Genomic DNA, 17,529 nt, shown 5'->3' on the forward strand with positions numbered 1-17,529 from the left:
ATTACTCTGCACTTGCGGTTTGGATCTGTGTCGTTTTAATGTCTGTACCTAATCTTTGCAGGTAAGCGATCATTGCTACGATTTCTCTTTGCTCAAGCGGGATATATGCTCCTCCTTTTGTGGTTTTTTCTTTAGCCATCTGATCTTTTACATCGGTAGCTTCAGAATAAATTCTCTGTACAATAGCTTTTGACTGGTTGTCTGCCCATTGATTAGCAGAGTCGATCTGCGCTTTTGTGTAAGGAACATCAAATGAGTTTTTCATTAATTTCATTTTATCCACCATTTGAGTACGGTCTAGTTTATTGGTAATTAACCAAGGGAAACGTGGCATAATAGAACCTGCAGAGGTAATTCTTGGGTTGTACATGTGCTTAAAGTGCCATGAATCCGGGTTTCGGCCTCCTTCTCTGTGAAGATCCGGTCCTGTTCTCTTAGAGCCCCAAAGGAAGGGTCTGTCATAGATGAACTCTCCAGCTTTAGAGTACTGTCCGTTCTTTCCTTCAAATCTTACTACTTCATCACGGAAAGGTCGGATCATCTGAGAGTGACAGGAGTTACATCCTTCACGGATATATAAATCTCTTCCTTCAAGCTCTAAGGGGGTGTATGGTTTCACTGCTGTGATCGTAGGAACACTTTGCTTCAGTGATAAGGTGGGAACAATTTCTACAAGTCCACCAATCGCTATGGTGATGAAAGCCAGGATAGAAAGTAGGGTAGGTGTTCTTTCTAACCAAAGGTGTACGCCTTCGCCTTCTTTTCTTGATCCCCCGATATTGGCTAATGCAGGCGCTTCCGCAGGAACATTTTTCTGGAATGAACCAGCTTTAATGGTTTTGATAACATTGACTACCATTAAAATCGCTCCAGATAGATATAAGATACCTCCTAAGAATCTCATTTTAAAGTAAGGAATGATCGCTGTAACAGTATCTAACCAGTTTTTCCACAAGAGGGTTCCGTCCGGGTTGAACTGTTTCCACATTAAACCTTGTGTGAATCCTGAAATATACATTGGTACTGCATAGAAAATGATTCCTAATGTTCCTAACCAGAAATGCCAGTTCGCAAGTTTTACAGACCAAAGTTTTGTTTTCCACATAATGGGTACCAGGTAATATACCACCCCGAATGCCATGAAACCATTCCATCCAAGAGCTCCTAAGTGTACGTGACCAATAACCCAGTCAGTATAGTGTCCAATTTTATTTAAAGATTTTGTTGCTAGTAATGGTCCTTCGAAAGTGGCCATACCATAACAGGTAACTGCTACCACGAAGAATTTAAGGATCGGATTTTCTCTTACTTTATCCCAAGCTCCTCTTAAGGTAAGAAGCCCGTTTAGCATCCCTCCCCAAGATGGTGCGATCAGCATGATAGAGAAACCGGTTCCCACTGCTTGTGCCCATGCTGGTAATGCTGTATATTGCAGGTGGTGAGGCCCAGCCCAAAGGTATACAAAGATCAGCGACCAGAAGTGAATAATGGATAATTTGTATGAGAATACCGGTCGCTGAGCTGCTTTTGGCATAAAATAATACATAAGACCTAGTACAGGGGTTGTTAATACGAATGCTACCGCATTGTGACCATACCACCATTGTACTAATGCATCTTTTACACCTGCATATACTGAATAAGATTTCCAGCTTGTGAAAGATAACGGAACTTCCAGGTTATTGAAGATGTGGAGCATTGCTACGGCAATCCATGTGGCTAAGTAGAACCAGATCGCTACATATAAATGTCTTACTCTTCTTTTCGCAATTGTTCCGAACATATTGATACCGAATACGATCCATGAGAAGGCAATTAATATATCAATAGGCCATTCATGTTCAGCATATTCTTTAGAAGTATTGATTCCCATTAAGAAGGTAATCACTACGGTAACGATCATAAACTGCCATGACCAGAAGTGAATCCATGAAAGCGTATCGCTATACATTCTTGTTTTCAGTAATCGCTGCATGCTATAGTAAGCACCACAGAAGAATGAATTACAAACGAAGGCAAAAATTACAGCACTGGTGTGAAGCATTCTGATTCTTCCGAAGCCCATCGCTCCCTGAGTATTGATTAGTCCCTGAATATTGCCCGAAGCTAAACTTTTAATAGTTGTATCATCTGTACCGAATAAAAATTCAGGTAATTCAGGATAAAAAAGCATCAATGCGGCAGTAAGTCCCAGCAGAAATCCGACAAGTCCGAATGCGATTGTTGCATAGAGGAATGCTCTGACAATATTATTGTCATAATTAAATTTTTGCGTCTCCATAAATTCCAATAGTGTTTACCGAGGTGATATTTGCTCTGAAAAAGGTTTATTTTTTGCCGTTTTCTATATTAAAAGTAAATATCATGTAACGTGTATAATGTTTTGCCAAAGGTATTTATTAACTTTGTTGGAGGCTAATAGATAATCTTCTAAAATATACCGAAAACTACTAAAACAGAAATGATGAAAATATGTGGACAAAATATCAGGAAAATCCGTAGGGGCAAAGATCTTACCCAGGAATATATGGCTTTTGAAATGGGGATTTCCCAAAAAGCGTATTCCGATATTGAGAATTCCAAAGTGAAGATCAATCTGGAAATCCTGACTAAAATCTCAGATATTTTAGAGATTAAGCCTTCCGATATTTGCAGCATCTCCCATAAATGTGGAACTGATGATGGATATGAAGATAAATATCAGGGACTTCTGGAGTATATGAAAAAGAATAATATTTCAGTTCCGAAAGAATATTTATAGGATACTTTGGGAAATATATACCATAGAAATTAATACAATAAATTATTATACAAGCCTTAACAATATGTTAGGGCTATTTTTTATAACAGTTTCCTGATAACCCCTCCAATAGAAAGGGGAGTCTATTTATTTTTCATGTTTCGCTTTACCTGAATTCTCAATTTACCCCATGGAATGTGAATTTCTCTGAAAAGTTTTTATATATTTAGCGACCGAATAATTCATTCAATGAGCAACGAAAATAAAACAGGACAAAACGAGACTTTAGTTAGAGGATTAACAAATCGACATATACAATTAATTGCCCTTGGAGGTGCCATAGGAACCGGATTATTTCTGGGAATCGGGCCTGCAGCGGTATTGGCTGGACCTTCAGTGATTTTAGGGTATGCCTTAGCAGGTATCATTGCCTTTTTTATCATGCGTCAGCTTGGTGAAATGGTAGTTCAGGAACCTGTATCGGGAAGTTTTAGTCACTTTGCCTATAAATATTGGGGAAATTTTCCAGGTTTTGCCTCAGGCTGGAACTACTGGATTCTTTATATTCTTGTAAGTATGGCCGAGCTTACTGCCATTGGTCATTATATTCACTTCTGGTGGCCGGAAATACCACTCTGGGTGTCCAGTTTATTCTTTTTTATAGTCATCACTGCACTTAACCTTGCTTCTGTAAAGGTGTATGGAGAAACTGAATTCTGGTTTTCCATTATTAAAGTGATTGCAATCATTGCAATGATTGTTTTCGGGGTTTATCTGTTGATTAGCGGAACCGGAGGAGAAAAAGCTACCGTTTCAAATTTATGGAATGACGGTGGATTTTTTCCGAAAGGACTATTTAATAAAACTGAAACCGGATTTTCCGGATTATTTGCGGCAATGGCCATGATTATGTTCTCTTTCGGAGGATTGGAGCTCATTGGGATTACTGCTGCTGAAGCTAAAAACCCTGAGAAGACAATTCCACAGGCTACCAATCAGGTAATCTACAGAATTCTGATTTTCTATGTAGGAGCCTTAGTAATTCTTTTCTCATTAAGCCCTTGGAGAGAAATTACAGAAGGTTCAAGCCCGTTTGTAATGGTGTTTCAGAATCTAAATGGATTAGAATTCAGTCTTTTCGGTAAAGTGATTCAATTCAATACTTTGATTGCGAATGTTCTTAATCTTATTGTACTAACTGCCGCTTTATCTGTGTATAACAGCAGTGTTTACAGCAATAGCCGTATGCTTTTCGGATTGGCTCAACAAGGAAATGCTCCTAAGTTTCTGAAGAAATTGAATAACAACTCAGTTCCTATTAACGCGATCATTGTTTCATCATGTTTTGCAGGAATCTGTATTATCATTAATAAACTGGTGCCGGAAAAAGCGTTTCAGTATTTGATGGCTCTTGTGGTGTCTACATTAATTATCAATTGGCTGATGATATGCTATACCCATTTGAAATTTAAAAAATCAATCACTAAAGAAGGAATTCAATCAAAGTTTCCATCGATATTTTACCCAATATCCAATTACATTTGTATTGCGTTTTTAGTGTTGATTTTAGGGTTAATGAGCATTACAGGAATGGAAATCCAGGTGATCCTGATTCCAATTTGGATAGGATTTCTATTCGCCATGTATAAATTATATAAACCGAGTTAACAGGTTTAAATTACAATAAAAGATATGGTTTTTGGAAACTTTTTAAGTAGTACAGAAACCATATTTTATTTTAAAAGTACCCTAGATGAAACGTTTATTCTGTCTGCTGCTCATTTGCCTGTTTTCAGTTTTGGCTGTTGCTCAGAAGCATGATTTTAATACTTATATTGAGACTTCCGATATCCGGAATTTCTGGACAGCCTATGATGAGATTGAGAGGTTTAATAATCCGGAAGAAAAGATATCCACATTTCAAAAGTTATATGTTGATAAAGCAACTCCCGGGTTAAAAGATTTTGTTCAATCAAGGAACTTTACTTCTGAGCAATGGATTGAATCTTTTGAATCAAAGCCAAAATTCTGGAAATCTATCAGAAGTAAAACAGAGCAAATTCAAAAAGATTTTAAAAATATAGAAAGCCTTTATCAAAATTTCAGTTGGTTATATGCTGATTTTTCACCACCTAAGATTTATTTTACGATGGGAAACCTTAAAGGTGGCGGAACAGTAATCAACGGGAATCTTATCATAGGTTCTGAACTGGCTGCTTCAGATAAGACAGTGGACTATTCTGAGCTGTCCAAAAACTATCAGGACAGGATGAAGATCAATTCAGGAATTATTTTTCTTACTGCCCATGAACTGGTCCATACTCAACAAAATTTAAGAGGAACAAAAACCAATTTATTAGGGCTTTGCTTGAAAGAGGGATCTGCAGATTTTATAGCAGAGCTATTAACCGGGAAAAAAGTTGAAGCTCCTTATATAGATTATGGAATGCATCATCAAGATTCTCTGTGGAATGATTTTCAAAAAGAAATGAAAGCTGATAATTTTCAAAACTGGTTATCCAATACTGCTGTCATCAAAGACAGACCTGCGGATCTGGGATATTTTATGGGATATATCATCACCAAAAGATTTTATGAAAGATCTGGAAATAAAAAATTGGCGATCAATACTATCATGAATCTGGATTTCAGTAATACAACTGAAACAGAGCAATTTTTAGATAAGTCAGGATATAAAACTGAAGCAAAGTAAAATAGCAAACACCTCTTTTTCTTACCTTAGTAAAAGAATAATATGATCTGTTTGTTATTTCTATAGTAATACTTGTATGAATAGCCTCATAGAGATTAAAACAGTTTCATAGCGAAAATTTATGGTATGCAGGTTAATTTTAATGAGATACAAAAAATTATCGACCATATTGAAGCCAATTTTGATAGGGAAGTAACTGCTCATGAGATAGAATCAATGTCTCATTATTCTTACCGTAATTTTCAACGCATTTTTTTTAAACTTTTTAATGAAACGATTTCCGGGTTTCAAAAACGTCTGCGTTTGGAGAACGCTTATAAAAAACTGATCTATACAGAAGATAGTCTTTCTGAAATAGCATGGCAGGTGGGATATTTTAATATTCAATCCTTTTCAAAGGCATTTAAAAAACAATATTCTATTTCTCCGGCAGAAGCAAGGAAACAGAAACAGGATATCTTCAAAGAATTTATAGAGAACCATGATACAGATCTGAAAATTGAGATCAAATATAAAGATACAGTATCCGTTTATTGTAAATTTATAAAGGCTAAAGATTATAATAATCAGGAAATTGATGCATTATGGAAAGAAATTGAACCGGATGCTGAGATATTTGAAGCCGCTTATGGAATCATCCGTGACCAACCTCTGATAACCAGTCATTCACACTGTAGATATGGTGCGGCAGTAATTACAGATGAAGAGATTAAAGGATTGGTAAAAAACGAAATTTTTGGTGGGAAATATGCAAAGTTCACCCACCATGGCCTTTATGGAAATATTTTGGAGACTTATCGTTCATTCTATCAATCGTGGCTTTCCGGGAAGGAGTTTTTGTTGGATAATTCCGATGTTATTGAAGAGTATGAAGACGCAGAGGTTACTCATATTTATTTTCCATTGTATGAGTAAGATGTCCTTTTAGGACAAGAATTGATTTTTTGAGTCTTTAATTTTGCATCAGTAAATGACGGTAACGGGAGTTTATCAAGCAAAATTTAAAAAACAAAAACAATGAAAAAATATGTATTTCTCCTCATCTTGCTGATTCCTTTCAGTGGCAAATCGCAGATTTCTATCCAGGCGTATGCCGGCAATAAAGAAACTGAGATATTGGGGATCTATGATAAAGACTTCGGAAATAAATGGAATTATTTTGCATCGGGAACTATAGGTTATGACTATACTCTGAAAAAAGTAAATCCTGAACTCTATCAAAATATTAATTATGGAATTGGGAAGAATCTGGGGATTTCTGCGGGTATCCATATTTCTGATAAAGATATTATGCCCTCTGTTGGGTTGGCGTACGGAAAAGCAAATGATGTTTTTGGAATAAGTGTATTTCCAGCATTAACGTATTCTACGGATGCAAAAGAACTTGGATTAGGTTTATATACTTTAATGGAATACACTCCAAAGATTAATGAAAGGCTAAATTTTTACAGCATGTTGATTGTAGAGGCTGATTTCAGTTTTAAAGAACATCAAGCTAGCAGCCAGGTTATTCGTCTGGGATTAGAGAATAAAAAGAAAATGCAGTTCGGAATAGGAAGTAACATTTCCCAGACAGGAAACAGTTATGAGACTGATGTCAACTTCGGAGTATTTATTGGAAAGAAATTTTAACGATATGAACAAATTATTCACACTTACTTTTATATTAGGTTTTATGTATACTATGGGACAAACCTATCATTTTCCTGAAGAATCTTCACTGCACGAAGGAACCTGGCTTCAATGGCCTCATCATTACCAGCATGGTAATACGTACCGTGAAAGAGTAGAAAAGACCTGGGTTGATATGACAAAAGCATTACAGTCAGGGGAAAAGGTCCACATTATTGCTTATAATGAGGATGAGAAAAAAAGAATCATCAAGATTTTAGAAGAAAATAAGATTCCGATGAAGAATGTGGATTTTAGAATTTATCCTACTGATGATGTATGGATCAGGGATAACGGACCGATCTTCGTAAAGGATAATAAAGGAAATGTATTGATTGAAGATTGGGGATTCAATGGCTGGGGCGAAAAGTTTGACTTTGAAAATTGTGATGAAATTCCACAACGCATAGGGACAGATCTCGGAGTAAAGGTTATTAATTTGAATGAAGAAATGGTTAACGAAGGCGGATCAGTAGAAACAGATGGAAACGGAGTTCTGATGGCTTGTAAAAGTTCAGTAATCAGCCAGAAGAAAGGAGCTACTAGAAATAAAGGGATTACACAGGAAGAAGCTGAAGAAATGTTTGAAACCTATTATGGAGTATCTAAAGTGATATGGCTGGATGGTGTTACCGGATTAGATGTTACAGATATGCATATTGATGGTTTCATGAAGTTTGTCAACGCTTCTACGATGATAACCATGAATGAGGATGACCTTTTAGAACTCGGACTTTCCGATAAAGATATTAATACACTTTATACTGCTTCTAATACTGAAGGGAAAGAGTACAAGAAAGTATATTTGCCCGCTACTAAAAATAAAGTAAAGACAGCTTATGGTAAACAGCTGGATGAAAAAGGGTCTTACGTTAATTATTATGTTGCCAACACCGTAGTTTTAGTTCCTAATTATGGAGATCCTAATGACCAGGTAGCTAATCAGATTATTCAGAAGCAATATCCTGGCAGAAAAGTAATAGGGATAGATGTAAGAAACTTATATGAAAATGGTGGTATGGTACATTGTGTTACTCAACAGCAGCCTGCCGGAAAGTTGATGAAGTAAGATAAGGTCTTCATTAGAGCATTATGATACCTCCTATAATATTATGAATTTGGGTGTATCATAATGTTTTTTTGTGTTAATTTTTTTATGGAAAATATATATTTACCTATTTCATTTTCTTTATTTGTAGAAAATGTTAGTAAAAAGATATGGAAATTAGTTGTTAAGTTGGTTGTATGTTTAAGATATAATGTCAGTTATTCAATGATTTACATAATGTTTTATGATTTGGTCTGTTATTTTTTTGTAAATTAGTAATGAAGGGTTATTCAAATTCAAGTGAAAATTATAATCCTTTTTTTCAATTCCGGCGGACAAGCCGAACACCGCATCACAAAGTAGGCAGACCCAAAAAATACTCCTATGGCTAATCTATTTCAAACACTTACCAACACCGTTAAACATTGGTATATTCCATTGATCTTTGGAATTCTTTTTTTGATCTGTGGTTTTTATGTATTCAGTGTACCGCTTGCAACGTATGTAACACTTTCTATCTTTTTCAGTGTTTCATTCCTATTCTCGGGGATTACGGAAATATTCTTTTCCATACAAAACAGCAAATCTCTTCAGGGATGGGGCTGGTTTCTTGTAAGTGGACTTTTGACTACAGCAATTGGTATTTATCTGATCGCTTATCCACAGATTTCAATGTCTATTCTTCCGTTTGTAGTAGGATTTACCCTTTTATTCCGTTCTTTTCAGCTACTGGGATTCGCTTTTGATCTGAAAAGTATGAAAATAATGAGCTGGGGAAATGTTGCTTTGGCAAGTGTAGGAGGAATAATTTTTTCTTTATTGTTGATATTCAATCCTGTGTTTACAGGAATTTCTTTGGTAACCTTAACTGGTGTTTCGTTTATTTTTATGGGAATTGCTTCTATTATGTTAGCTTTAGATCTTAGAAAAGTTAAAAAGATTCCTGGAAAAGTAAGTCAGGAGCTTAGGGATAAGATAAAATCTATTCAGGATGAAATTGATGACCTTAAAAAATAACTGATTAGCAAATAATAACAAAGATCTCCAAGGGAGGTCTTTTTTGTTTTTAATGAGAATAAAATTTGATTTTGAACTCGATAGCCTTGACAAGACTATTGAGTCTTTCCTAGTGAATCTTCACTATACTTAAAATATTTTTTCAAGGGCAATTTGCCGGAATTTTTAATTCTTATTTTCCAGGCTTTTCTTTCCCTTGTTTTTTATTAAATTAGCTTTAGTCTGAAATAGCTAATTATTTGATGATAGTGTTAGAAATGAACTACTTTTAAATACTCCATAGAAATATGAAAAAAATAGTACTAATAACCTGTACGGCTATATCTACAATAGCATTTTCTCAAAAAACCTCAAGTAAAGGAGAAACTAAACTGGTCAACAAATATGAAACAAGACAGCCTCAGGATTTCTCTGTTCCCCCACCACCGGTTAATCCTTTTCCAGCTCAGTTTCCTGATGGAAATAAAGCATTTATAAAAAAGATTGAGCAAAACTTAAATAAGGATGCTTTGATCTCCTTGTCGAAAGGCCTTACCACAGAACTGATTGTAAAAGTAGATGGTGAGGGTAATGTTATCAATATTTCAACTTATGGGAAAAATGAGATATTTAATAATGAAGTAAAAATAGCTGCTACAAAATCGACAGAGAAAATAAAATGGGTTGCAGGAAAGAATAGTAAAGGAGAGAAAGTGGTAGATATTGTGAGAATTCCGTTTCGTTATAAAAATTAATAATTACAGAATAAACTATCTGATCTATCAAAGTATCTTCTCACCGCAGATCTGAAAATAAAAAAATCAGTCTCATTTTGAAGTAATTTTTTATGATAATAGTTGATAAGGTAAACGCAGATGAAATATAAAATACAAAGAGCTATAGAAGAATATAGTATAGATGATGGATATATCCATAAAGATTATCCACTAACTATTACAGCAGAGGAAATTATACACGTTTTAGATGATTTTGTACTCAATGAAGATGATGATGAAAATGAAATTTATGATCAATATGAGTTAACAATGGAGCAGGTTGAGAAATTAAAACCTTTTCTTGAAAATAATCTCAATGAAGATTTTGATCAATATTTATATCAATTAGCTTGTTATGACCAATCAGATAGTGATGAAAGTGAGTGATCCTATTTATAAATGATAAGGCTTTATAAGTTGTTTAAAAAAGAATACATTTATGGAAAACAATAATCCGGTTTTGAAAGTTTCAGATATCAAAAATCTTATCAGGCATCTTTCAGATGAATTGAATAAACTGGATGATGCAGATGGGGTAGAATTACATGATGATTTATATTGGAATATTCTGGATAATGAATTATATAATCCTTACCATGAACCTGCAAAACTTACAATAGGAAGTCTTACTGAAGATTGGGAATTCTTACAAAAATTTCGAAGCGGAGGACGGGAGATGATTGATTATGATTTGTATAAATTAGCTTCAATATTAAAGTTTCTGGGAAAGAATAATATTATGAAGAAAAAGTAGTATCTTATTTTTTGTAAAATTACCCATTATCAAAAACAACAAGAATAAAAAATAGTGATTAAATACAATGGCATTGATAACATTATTGATAGGTTTAGTTCTTATTTATTTTAAATTAAGCTCTAAAGAAAATGTCTTTAACGTGAAAAGATATGATGATTCTATGTATGATGAAATGCTTTATTATAGAGGATGGGTTGTTGCTGTTTTATTAATCGTGGTTTCTTTGGCAGCTCTTTTTAAGAATGCTATAGATTTCATTGCATAAAAGTACTTATCATTAATACTGCCTGCCGCGAACAATCAATAAAAATCCGACTCTAAAAACGAGCCGGGTTTATTTTTGTTATGGGTTTCCGTATTTTTTTATTTAAACCTTACTCTAGTTTTGTTGAAAATTTAAAAACTAGAAACATGAAAAAAGTTTTATTATGGCTGGTATTGGTATCAACTACTGTCGTTTATTCTTGTGGAGGAAGTAACGAGGAATCAGAATCTGCAGGATATTGTACCTATAATGGGCATACACTTTATACGGGTGAAAAAGGAGGGTGCTATTATCTATCTTCCGGAGGAAATAAGGAATATGTTGATAAGAGTTATTGTAGAAAATGTAACTGAAAATTTGAAGGAGAACCAAAACAGATGCTTGTAGTATCTGTTTTTTATTTGTTTTCAGATTACATAGATAAAAGCAAAAACCACTCTTTTAAAGAGTGGTTTTGTAGACCCACAGGGATTCGAACCCCGACTGACGGTACCAAAAACCGGAGTGCTACCGTTACACTATAGGTCTGCTTTATTTTGGTTTTGCAAATTTATATATTTTTTTCTTATTTACAAATTTCTTTCTTGAAAATTCTGATTTTTTATTTAAAATAGGATTTAATTTTTATAGGAAAATTAGATATATAAAGTAAAAAAAACCATCCTTAAAAAGGATGGTTTGTAGACCCACAGGGATTCGAACCCCGAATGACGGTACCAAAAACCGGAGTGTTACCGTTACACTATAGGTCTGTTTTATTTTGGTGGTGCAAATTTACAGCTTTTTTCTTTAGATGCAAGAACTTTTTGATTTTTTTTTTAAATTTACTGAGGATTTTATTTACGGAAAACATGCTGATAGACTTCAATAATCTCAATATTAATCAATTATCCTTTCATTCGGAATTTGAAAAAAAAGTTGAAAATTTTTTAGAAGAATGGGCTTCTGAAGGAGAAACTGTAAAAGTACAGACTTCAGGCTCTACAGGAGTTCCTAAAATTTTCGGGATCGAAAAAAGAAAAATGATGAATTCCGCAGTCATGACCTGCAATTTTTTAGGTTTAAAAGACGGGAATGTAGCATTATTATGCCTGCCTGTAGAATATATTTCAGGTAAAATGATGGTGGTGCGTTCTATGGAAAGGAAATTACAGTTAATAGTCAGAGAACCATCGTTACGTCCTGTGGAAAACCTGAACCAGGAAGTAGATTTTTGTGCTATGACTCCGCTTCAGGTAGAAAACTCATTGGATAAACTACATCTGATTAAAAATTTGATTATCGGTGGAGCAGCCGTTTCTGAGAGTTTAAAAAATAAAATTCTTCAGATGAATCTGGACCGTTCAAACCGGATTTTTGAAACCTATGGAATGTCTGAAACACTTTCACATATTGGTTTAAAACAGTTGATGCCTGAACCGGAAGAATATTTCACCGTTTTTGAAAATGTTTCCATTTCTTTAGATGAAAGAGGCTGTCTGACTATCTTTGCTCCTGATGTGAATGCAGAAGTATTGGTAACTAATGATTTAGTTGAAATTAAAAATAATAGACAGTTTAAATTTTTGGGAAGAATAGATAATGTAATTAATTCAGGTGGAGCGAAAATTTTTCCGGAAGCTTTGGAGGCATTAATCAAAAAAGAAATTCCAAACGAAGCCGTCTTTTTAGGATTGCCTGATGAAAGTTTAGGCCAGAAATTGGTCTTAATCATTGAAGGAAATCAGTCTGATGCGATTATTCAGAAAATTTCTACAGTTCCTTTTGATAAGAATTTTCACAAACCCAAAGAAATTATTTTTATAGGTAAAATTCCAAGAACGCCGAATGGAAAGGTAAACAGGCTGGAATTGTATAAACTTATTATAGAAAATATTTAAGAATGTTTGTTTCCCGATTTATGATCTTCGGGATCTAAATGATCAAAATTTTAAACAATGAAAGAATTTTCAAAAGAACTCAGTTTCAAAACTTCCCGAAGCAGTGGAGCGGGCGGGCAGAATGTCAATAAAGTAGAGACATCCGTGACTGTACTTTGGAAAGTCACAGCTTCTGAATTGTTTAATGAAGATGAAAAAGCATTGATTCAGGAAAAACTTAAAAATAGAATCAACGCTGAAGGTTTTTTATTCCTGACTGTTTCTGAAAGCAGAACTCAATTAATGAATAAAAACAAAGCTATTGAGAAAATAATAGAGATCGTAAATAAAGCCCTTATTGTTCCTAAAAAAAGAACCGCTACAAAGCCGTCCAGAGCTCAAAAACAAAAGCGGTTGGACAGCAAAAAGAAGCTTTCTGATAAAAAAGAAAATAGAAGATTTAAATTTTAGTTGTCCGTTTCACGGAAAGCCCTATTTTTGCCGGAAATTTTTTTTTAAAATGATAAAAAAACTAATGCTACTGGGAGCTATTTCGACTTCTTTACTTTCTTACGCCCAAAAATTTTCATTTATCCCCTCTGTAGGATATGGTTGGAGAGTTGCTGAAACACCTTCGGGACTTTCAAAACAGGAAAAAGATTACATCAAAGGATTAAAAAGCGGACTTCATTTTGATATTTCTGCTTATTATCACGTGAACAACGTTGGAATCGGGGTGAAATTTTCCAATTATAGCGCATCAAGCAATGGAATGCTATCTGTAGAGAATTCTCAGAGGAATACAATCTACATACCTATAAGTACAACAGATAATATAACCTTTATTGGACCTTCTATCATGTATTCCAATTATAGTGAGCCAACGAAACACAAATTGATTCTTGATGCTGCATTAGGGGTTATTTCATACACTACAAAAACAGGTAATGTAAAAGGAACCGGATCTAATCTAGGATTAGATGCAGGTTTTGGTTATCAATATGCATTGTCTGACCATATTTTTATAGGACCTAAATTAAGTGTAACAGCAGGAACATTAACCAAAATGAAAATTAATGGAACAACAGTTGAGCTAGGTGATGCAAAAGAAGGATTAACCAGAGTTTCTTTAAGTGGAGTCGTTACATTCCATTTTTAAGTTCTATCTTTGTTAGAATTAAAACAACATCATAATGACAGCAACCATCTTTTTATCTGAGGATCGCCGACGAGCAGGATTGTTGCTGTCATTATTGTATTTACATACTGATTCTTTTCTTAAAAGTTCCAAGGACTTTATCAATTAAGCCCTGTCAGGATTCAAGACAGGGAATTATTCCGGATTTTTTATTTATTGTTTTTTTTGCGGTTTTCTATAGAAGGAGGCAGATTGATGTCTGGATTCTACATTGGATCGTTTGGGAAATACTGCATTTTTAATCTTAAAAATTAAAAAAATGTCCGAACATATTACGGTAACCACAGGGATTTATGATGCTATAAAAGATACACTTAGAAGAAAAAAGGTAAGCATCGGGGAAGAGAAAAGATTAACTGAAGAATTGAGAAAAGCCAAACAGGTACTGAGAAGAAACCTGCCGGAAGATATCGTAACAGTTAACAGAAAAGTAACTTTAAAAGATCATACACTGGATGTTGAACACGAATATATTTTTGTGCCTTCTACCAGAGAAAAGCTTAAAAAAAATAAGCACTCCATTCTTTCCAATATAGCTCTGGCTGTAGTTGGATATAAAGTAGGGGATATCATCGACTGGCCTTTCAGAGAAGGCGAAAGAAAAATTGAAATTGTAAAAGTGGAAGCCTGGGAAGGCTAAACTTTGTCATATAGGGTTGAATTTACGAAGAAAACGTAGTCCATTTTGGGCTGCGTTTTCTGTTTCTTGAGAACAAACGTTGGAAAACGCTAAGGCGCAAGTTTTTTACATGCATGATGTTTTAAGGCGCAAGGATTTTATCTGCGATAAAATTGTATGCTGTTGAAAAATGCCACGAATGCATGAATTTTTTATTGAGGCGCATAGATGAAGTGTAATATTCTATGTGCCTATATGGTGAAAGATTTTAAACTACATAGGCACATAGATTTTAGAGAAGATAAGGAGTTGTTGGATTTAATATAAAAAGCATTTATAAAAGAAATTCGTGCATTCGTAGCTAAAAATAAGCATTTTTCTTGCTGAAGATCTTTGATCTTTTTGCGCCTTAAAATATACATAATCCTGATAAGGCCTTTGCGCCTTCGCGTTTATCCAATAAAATATACTCTAGTACAAATTTTAGCCTGATTATTTAACAAATGATAAAAAAGCATCTTGGTATGAGACTTTCTTCAAGTGCTTGGGCTGCATTCCGTTTTTAAGTTTTATCTTTGCAAAAATTAAAAAAATGAGCAAACCGATAACTGAATTCATAGAAAAGTATTACCTGCACTTCAACGCAGCTGCATTGGTGGATGCTTCTAAAGGATATGTTGCACATCTTAAAGATGGCGGAAAAATGATGATTACTTTGGCAGGAGCAATGTCTACTGCTGAGCTAGGAAAGATTCTTGCTGAAATGATCCGTCAGGGGAAAGTAGATTTTATCTCTTGTACAGGTGCCAATCTTGAAGAAGATTTAATGAACCTTGTAGCACACTCGCACTATGAAAGAGTTCCTCATTACAGAGATTTGACTGCTCAGGACGAGTGGGATCTTTTAGAAAGAGGTCTAAACAGAGTTACAGATACTTGTATTCCTGAAGAAGAAGCTTTCAGAAGATTACAAAAGCACATCGTAGAAATCTGGAAAGATGCCGAAGCTAAAGGAGAAAGATATTTCCCACACGAATTCATGTATAAAATGATTCTTTCAGGAGTATTGGAGCAGTATTATGAAATTCCTAGAGAAAATTCTTGGATGATTGCTGCAGCAGAAGCTAATTTGCCAATCGTAGTTCCTGGATGGGAAGATTCTACAATGGGTAACATTTTTGCTTCATACTGTATCAAAGGAGAGCTTAAGGCTACGACAATGAAATCAGGTATCGAATATATGACTTACCTTGCTGATTGGTATACTAAAAATTCAGCTGGAAAAGGAGTTGGGTTCTTCCAGATTGGTGGTGGTATTGCAGGAGATTTCCCTATCTGTGTAGTTCCAATGTTATATCAGGATATGGAAATGCATGACATTCCTTTCTGGTCTTATTTCTGCCAGATCTCTGATTCTACTACATCTTACGGTTCTTATTCAGGAGCAGTTCCAAATGAGAAAATCACTTGGGGTAAATTAGATATCACTACACCGAAATTTATCGTTGAAAGTGATGCAACAATTTGTGCACCACTAATGTTCTCTTATATCCTAGAGAATGCTTAATAAATAAACTCTTTACGAGATCACGATAGGAGCGCTTCATTTTTTTTGGAGCGCTTTTTTTATTTAAACCTCTGATGCTCTTTTAGCTTTTGCAGCTTTTGCAGCTTTTGCAGATGAAGCAGATTCTCTTTAATAAGTTATAAACTGTAAGACACAAATATCTTATCAGTAGTATAAGAATTAATGTCAGCAATGACCACGTAGATATTTTTGCCACGGATGCACGAATATATGAAGTGTAATATTCTATGTGCCTATGTGGTTTAAAAAAATTGAACCACATAGGTAATAAGTATTATTATTCGTGTATTCGTGGCAATATTCGACATTATACAATTTTATCGTAGATAAAATCCTTGCGCCTTAAAGCATTATGTAGGTAAAAAAAAATTGCGTCTTAGCGATTTCCAACAAACTGAGATTAATATAAAATAAACTCAGCATTATCCGCTAAATCTGCGAGTCAATAGATTTATTCTAATCAAGATCTGTGAAAATTGATTGAAATAAAATCAATCCAAAGAATTAACCAGTACAAAATATCGGTACGCCAGAATTCCCTTTTCAACCTTTGTCAGTGTGTTTGGGTCCTTATTACTCAGCTTCGGAAGAACCTTTTTATTAATTACATTCAGTAAACGGAAAAGCGATTTTTTCATATCTTTATCTTTTAATGAAACATCATTAATGCTATAAGCGTTCAAAAATGATGCAAAAGCTCAACTTCTTTTTCATAAGACTTTAGATATGGACGAAATTTTCAAACAACAGGTATACGAAGTAGCCAGACTTATTCCAAAAGGAAGAGTTTCTACCTATGGAGCTATAGCAAAAGCTGTAGGTTATCCCAATCATTCCCGCCATGTAGGAAAAGCGATGGGAGGTTGTCCTGAAGATGTTCCAGCTCACCGCGTCATTTCAAGCTCAGGAACATTATCTGTTCCGGAGTTCCAGAAGAAGTTGGAAGCGGAAGGAATTACTGTAGAAAACTTAAGAATAAAAGGTTTCAAGAAATTATTTTGGGACCCGATGAACGAACTATAAAGCTGCTTAAACTTTTTATAAAACCACAAAAGGCACAAAAGATTTTAGACACTTTAGTCTGTCTTAGTGACAAACTAAATGTTGAGAAGAGCACTTAAGTTAAAAAAATCAAAGATTTTTTGTCTGAGTATTGATCGGCGGGTAAAAAATTATTCTCAATCATCTGTGTATATCTGTGGTTAAGTTTAATCAGGCTTTATAATAAGTTTTTCATAACACTATCAGATACAAAATAGATTTGTGCATTCGTGGTCAAAAATAAGTGCCTATTGTAAC

General features: G+C 34.5%; 20 protein-coding genes and 2 tRNA genes. 18 read left to right on the forward strand and 4 right to left on the reverse strand.

The features are described from left to right. Position 1: 1 nt before the first annotated feature. A complete protein-coding gene (gene ccoN, locus EG344_RS14740) occupies positions 2-2,281 on the reverse strand; it encodes a cytochrome-c oxidase, cbb3-type subunit I (RefSeq protein WP_123910067.1) in 2,280 nt (759 codons plus the stop codon). Positions 2,282-2,461: 180 nt separating this feature from the next. Between ccoN and EG344_RS14745 the strand changes: the two genes are divergently transcribed. From EG344_RS14745 to EG344_RS14800, 12 genes are all read left to right on the forward strand, one after another. After that, complete coding sequence (locus EG344_RS14745; protein WP_228412743.1) at positions 2,462-2,761, forward strand: helix-turn-helix domain-containing protein; 300 nt, start codon at positions 2,462-2,464, stop codon at positions 2,759-2,761. A gap of 228 nt (positions 2,762-2,989) precedes the next feature. Continuing rightward, on the forward strand, positions 2,990-4,408 hold the full coding sequence (locus tag EG344_RS14750; protein ID WP_123910068.1) for an amino acid permease: 1,419 nt from the start codon (positions 2,990-2,992) through the stop codon (positions 4,406-4,408). Between the two features lie 85 nt (positions 4,409-4,493). Next, positions 4,494-5,453 carry a DUF2268 domain-containing putative Zn-dependent protease gene (locus tag EG344_RS14755; RefSeq protein WP_123910069.1) on the forward strand — a complete coding sequence of 320 codons (960 nt, stop codon included), beginning with the start codon at positions 4,494-4,496 and terminating at the stop codon, positions 5,451-5,453. A 126-nt stretch (positions 5,454-5,579) separates the two neighbouring features. Then, a complete protein-coding gene (locus tag EG344_RS14760; protein ID WP_123910070.1) occupies positions 5,580-6,368 on the forward strand; it encodes a GyrI-like domain-containing protein in 789 nt (262 codons plus the stop codon). 102 nt (positions 6,369-6,470) lie between these two features. Then, on the forward strand, positions 6,471-7,085 hold the full coding sequence (locus EG344_RS14765) for a hypothetical protein (protein ID WP_123910071.1): 615 nt from the start codon (positions 6,471-6,473) through the stop codon (positions 7,083-7,085). A gap of 4 nt (positions 7,086-7,089) precedes the next feature. Next, positions 7,090-8,193, forward strand: coding sequence for an agmatine/peptidylarginine deiminase (locus EG344_RS14770; RefSeq protein WP_123910072.1), 1,104 nt, complete (start codon positions 7,090-7,092; stop codon positions 8,191-8,193). Between the two features lie 363 nt (positions 8,194-8,556). Continuing rightward, positions 8,557-9,189, forward strand: coding sequence for an HdeD family acid-resistance protein (locus EG344_RS14775; RefSeq protein ID WP_123857686.1), 633 nt, complete (start codon positions 8,557-8,559; stop codon positions 9,187-9,189). Between the two features lie 287 nt (positions 9,190-9,476). Further along, positions 9,477-9,923, forward strand: a complete 447-nt coding sequence (locus EG344_RS14780; RefSeq protein WP_164464443.1) for a hypothetical protein — start codon at positions 9,477-9,479, stop codon at positions 9,921-9,923. 120 nt (positions 9,924-10,043) lie between these two features. Beyond that, complete coding sequence (locus tag EG344_RS14785; RefSeq protein WP_123910073.1) at positions 10,044-10,331, forward strand: hypothetical protein; 288 nt, start codon at positions 10,044-10,046, stop codon at positions 10,329-10,331. 52 nt (positions 10,332-10,383) lie between these two features. Next, a complete protein-coding gene (locus EG344_RS14790) occupies positions 10,384-10,698 on the forward strand; it encodes a hypothetical protein (RefSeq protein WP_123910074.1) in 315 nt (104 codons plus the stop codon). 67 nt (positions 10,699-10,765) lie between these two features. Next, on the forward strand, positions 10,766-10,966 hold the full coding sequence (locus EG344_RS14795) for a hypothetical protein (RefSeq protein ID WP_123857683.1): 201 nt from the start codon (positions 10,766-10,768) through the stop codon (positions 10,964-10,966). Positions 10,967-11,112: 146 nt separating this feature from the next. Then, positions 11,113-11,319: a hypothetical protein gene (locus tag EG344_RS14800; protein WP_123910075.1), complete on the forward strand. Its 207-nt coding sequence runs from the start codon at positions 11,113-11,115 to the stop codon at positions 11,317-11,319. A 104-nt stretch (positions 11,320-11,423) separates the two neighbouring features. Here EG344_RS14800 and EG344_RS14805 read toward each other — a convergent pair. Together EG344_RS14805 and EG344_RS14810 are read right to left on the reverse strand one after the other, a co-directional pair. Then, positions 11,424-11,494: transfer RNA gene (locus tag EG344_RS14805), tRNA-Gln, on the reverse strand. 153 nt (positions 11,495-11,647) lie between these two features. Then, positions 11,648-11,718, reverse strand: a tRNA-Gln gene (locus EG344_RS14810). Positions 11,719-11,817: 99 nt separating this feature from the next. Here EG344_RS14810 and EG344_RS14815 point away from each other — a divergent pair. The 5 genes from EG344_RS14815 to EG344_RS14835 all read left to right on the forward strand — a co-directional run bounded on the left by EG344_RS14815 (position 11,818) and on the right by EG344_RS14835 (position 16,209). Further along, positions 11,818-12,846, forward strand: a complete 1,029-nt coding sequence (locus EG344_RS14815) for an AMP-binding protein (protein ID WP_123910076.1) — start codon at positions 11,818-11,820, stop codon at positions 12,844-12,846. A 57-nt stretch (positions 12,847-12,903) separates the two neighbouring features. Next, on the forward strand, positions 12,904-13,296 hold the full coding sequence (gene arfB / locus EG344_RS14820) for an alternative ribosome rescue aminoacyl-tRNA hydrolase ArfB (RefSeq protein WP_123910077.1): 393 nt from the start codon (positions 12,904-12,906) through the stop codon (positions 13,294-13,296). A gap of 49 nt (positions 13,297-13,345) precedes the next feature. Continuing rightward, positions 13,346-13,984 carry an outer membrane beta-barrel protein gene (locus tag EG344_RS14825; RefSeq protein ID WP_123910078.1) on the forward strand — a complete coding sequence of 213 codons (639 nt, stop codon included), beginning with the start codon at positions 13,346-13,348 and terminating at the stop codon, positions 13,982-13,984. Between the two features lie 298 nt (positions 13,985-14,282). Beyond that, a complete protein-coding gene (locus EG344_RS14830; RefSeq protein WP_123910079.1) occupies positions 14,283-14,663 on the forward strand; it encodes a GreA/GreB family elongation factor in 381 nt (126 codons plus the stop codon). Positions 14,664-15,234: 571 nt separating this feature from the next. Beyond that, positions 15,235-16,209, forward strand: coding sequence for a deoxyhypusine synthase family protein (locus tag EG344_RS14835; RefSeq protein WP_045500886.1), 975 nt, complete (start codon positions 15,235-15,237; stop codon positions 16,207-16,209). 512 nt (positions 16,210-16,721) lie between these two features. Here EG344_RS14835 and EG344_RS23975 read toward each other — a convergent pair. Next, positions 16,722-16,868, reverse strand: coding sequence for a hypothetical protein (locus tag EG344_RS23975; RefSeq protein WP_164464444.1), 147 nt, complete (start codon positions 16,866-16,868; stop codon positions 16,722-16,724). An 88-nt stretch (positions 16,869-16,956) separates the two neighbouring features. On the opposite strand from EG344_RS23975, the gene EG344_RS14840 reads away from it, so the two are divergent. After that, complete coding sequence (locus EG344_RS14840; protein WP_068944649.1) at positions 16,957-17,253, forward strand: MGMT family protein; 297 nt, start codon at positions 16,957-16,959, stop codon at positions 17,251-17,253. Positions 17,254-17,529: the final 276 nt, after the last annotated feature.

This window comes from Chryseobacterium sp. G0162 (assembly GCF_003815715.1).
GTDB lineage: Bacteria > Bacteroidota > Bacteroidia > Flavobacteriales > Weeksellaceae > Chryseobacterium.

Coding starts and splice junctions, on each gene's coding strand:
- ccoN (WP_123910067.1), bottom strand. CDS start 2,281: ATGGAGACGCAAAAATTTAATTATGACAATAATATTGTCAGAGCATTC.
- EG344_RS14745 (WP_228412743.1), top strand. CDS start 2,462: ATGATGAAAATATGTGGACAAAATATCAGGAAAATCCGTAGGGGCAAA.
- EG344_RS14750 (WP_123910068.1), top strand. CDS start 2,990: ATGAGCAACGAAAATAAAACAGGACAAAACGAGACTTTAGTTAGAGGA.
- EG344_RS14755 (WP_123910069.1), top strand. CDS start 4,494: ATGAAACGTTTATTCTGTCTGCTGCTCATTTGCCTGTTTTCAGTTTTG.
- EG344_RS14760 (WP_123910070.1), top strand. CDS start 5,580: ATGCAGGTTAATTTTAATGAGATACAAAAAATTATCGACCATATTGAA.
- EG344_RS14765 (WP_123910071.1), top strand. CDS start 6,471: ATGAAAAAATATGTATTTCTCCTCATCTTGCTGATTCCTTTCAGTGGC.
- EG344_RS14770 (WP_123910072.1), top strand. CDS start 7,090: ATGAACAAATTATTCACACTTACTTTTATATTAGGTTTTATGTATACT.
- EG344_RS14775 (WP_123857686.1), top strand. CDS start 8,557: ATGGCTAATCTATTTCAAACACTTACCAACACCGTTAAACATTGGTAT.
- EG344_RS14780 (WP_164464443.1), top strand. CDS start 9,477: ATGAAAAAAATAGTACTAATAACCTGTACGGCTATATCTACAATAGCA.
- EG344_RS14785 (WP_123910073.1), top strand. CDS start 10,044: ATGAAATATAAAATACAAAGAGCTATAGAAGAATATAGTATAGATGAT.
- EG344_RS14790 (WP_123910074.1), top strand. CDS start 10,384: ATGGAAAACAATAATCCGGTTTTGAAAGTTTCAGATATCAAAAATCTT.
- EG344_RS14795 (WP_123857683.1), top strand. CDS start 10,766: ATGGCATTGATAACATTATTGATAGGTTTAGTTCTTATTTATTTTAAA.
- EG344_RS14800 (WP_123910075.1), top strand. CDS start 11,113: ATGAAAAAAGTTTTATTATGGCTGGTATTGGTATCAACTACTGTCGTT.
- EG344_RS14815 (WP_123910076.1), top strand. CDS start 11,818: ATGCTGATAGACTTCAATAATCTCAATATTAATCAATTATCCTTTCAT.
- arfB (WP_123910077.1), top strand. CDS start 12,904: ATGAAAGAATTTTCAAAAGAACTCAGTTTCAAAACTTCCCGAAGCAGT.
- EG344_RS14825 (WP_123910078.1), top strand. CDS start 13,346: ATGATAAAAAAACTAATGCTACTGGGAGCTATTTCGACTTCTTTACTT.
- EG344_RS14830 (WP_123910079.1), top strand. CDS start 14,283: ATGTCCGAACATATTACGGTAACCACAGGGATTTATGATGCTATAAAA.
- EG344_RS14835 (WP_045500886.1), top strand. CDS start 15,235: ATGAGCAAACCGATAACTGAATTCATAGAAAAGTATTACCTGCACTTC.
- EG344_RS23975 (WP_164464444.1), bottom strand. CDS start 16,868: ATGAAAAAATCGCTTTTCCGTTTACTGAATGTAATTAATAAAAAGGTT.
- EG344_RS14840 (WP_068944649.1), top strand. CDS start 16,957: ATGGACGAAATTTTCAAACAACAGGTATACGAAGTAGCCAGACTTATT.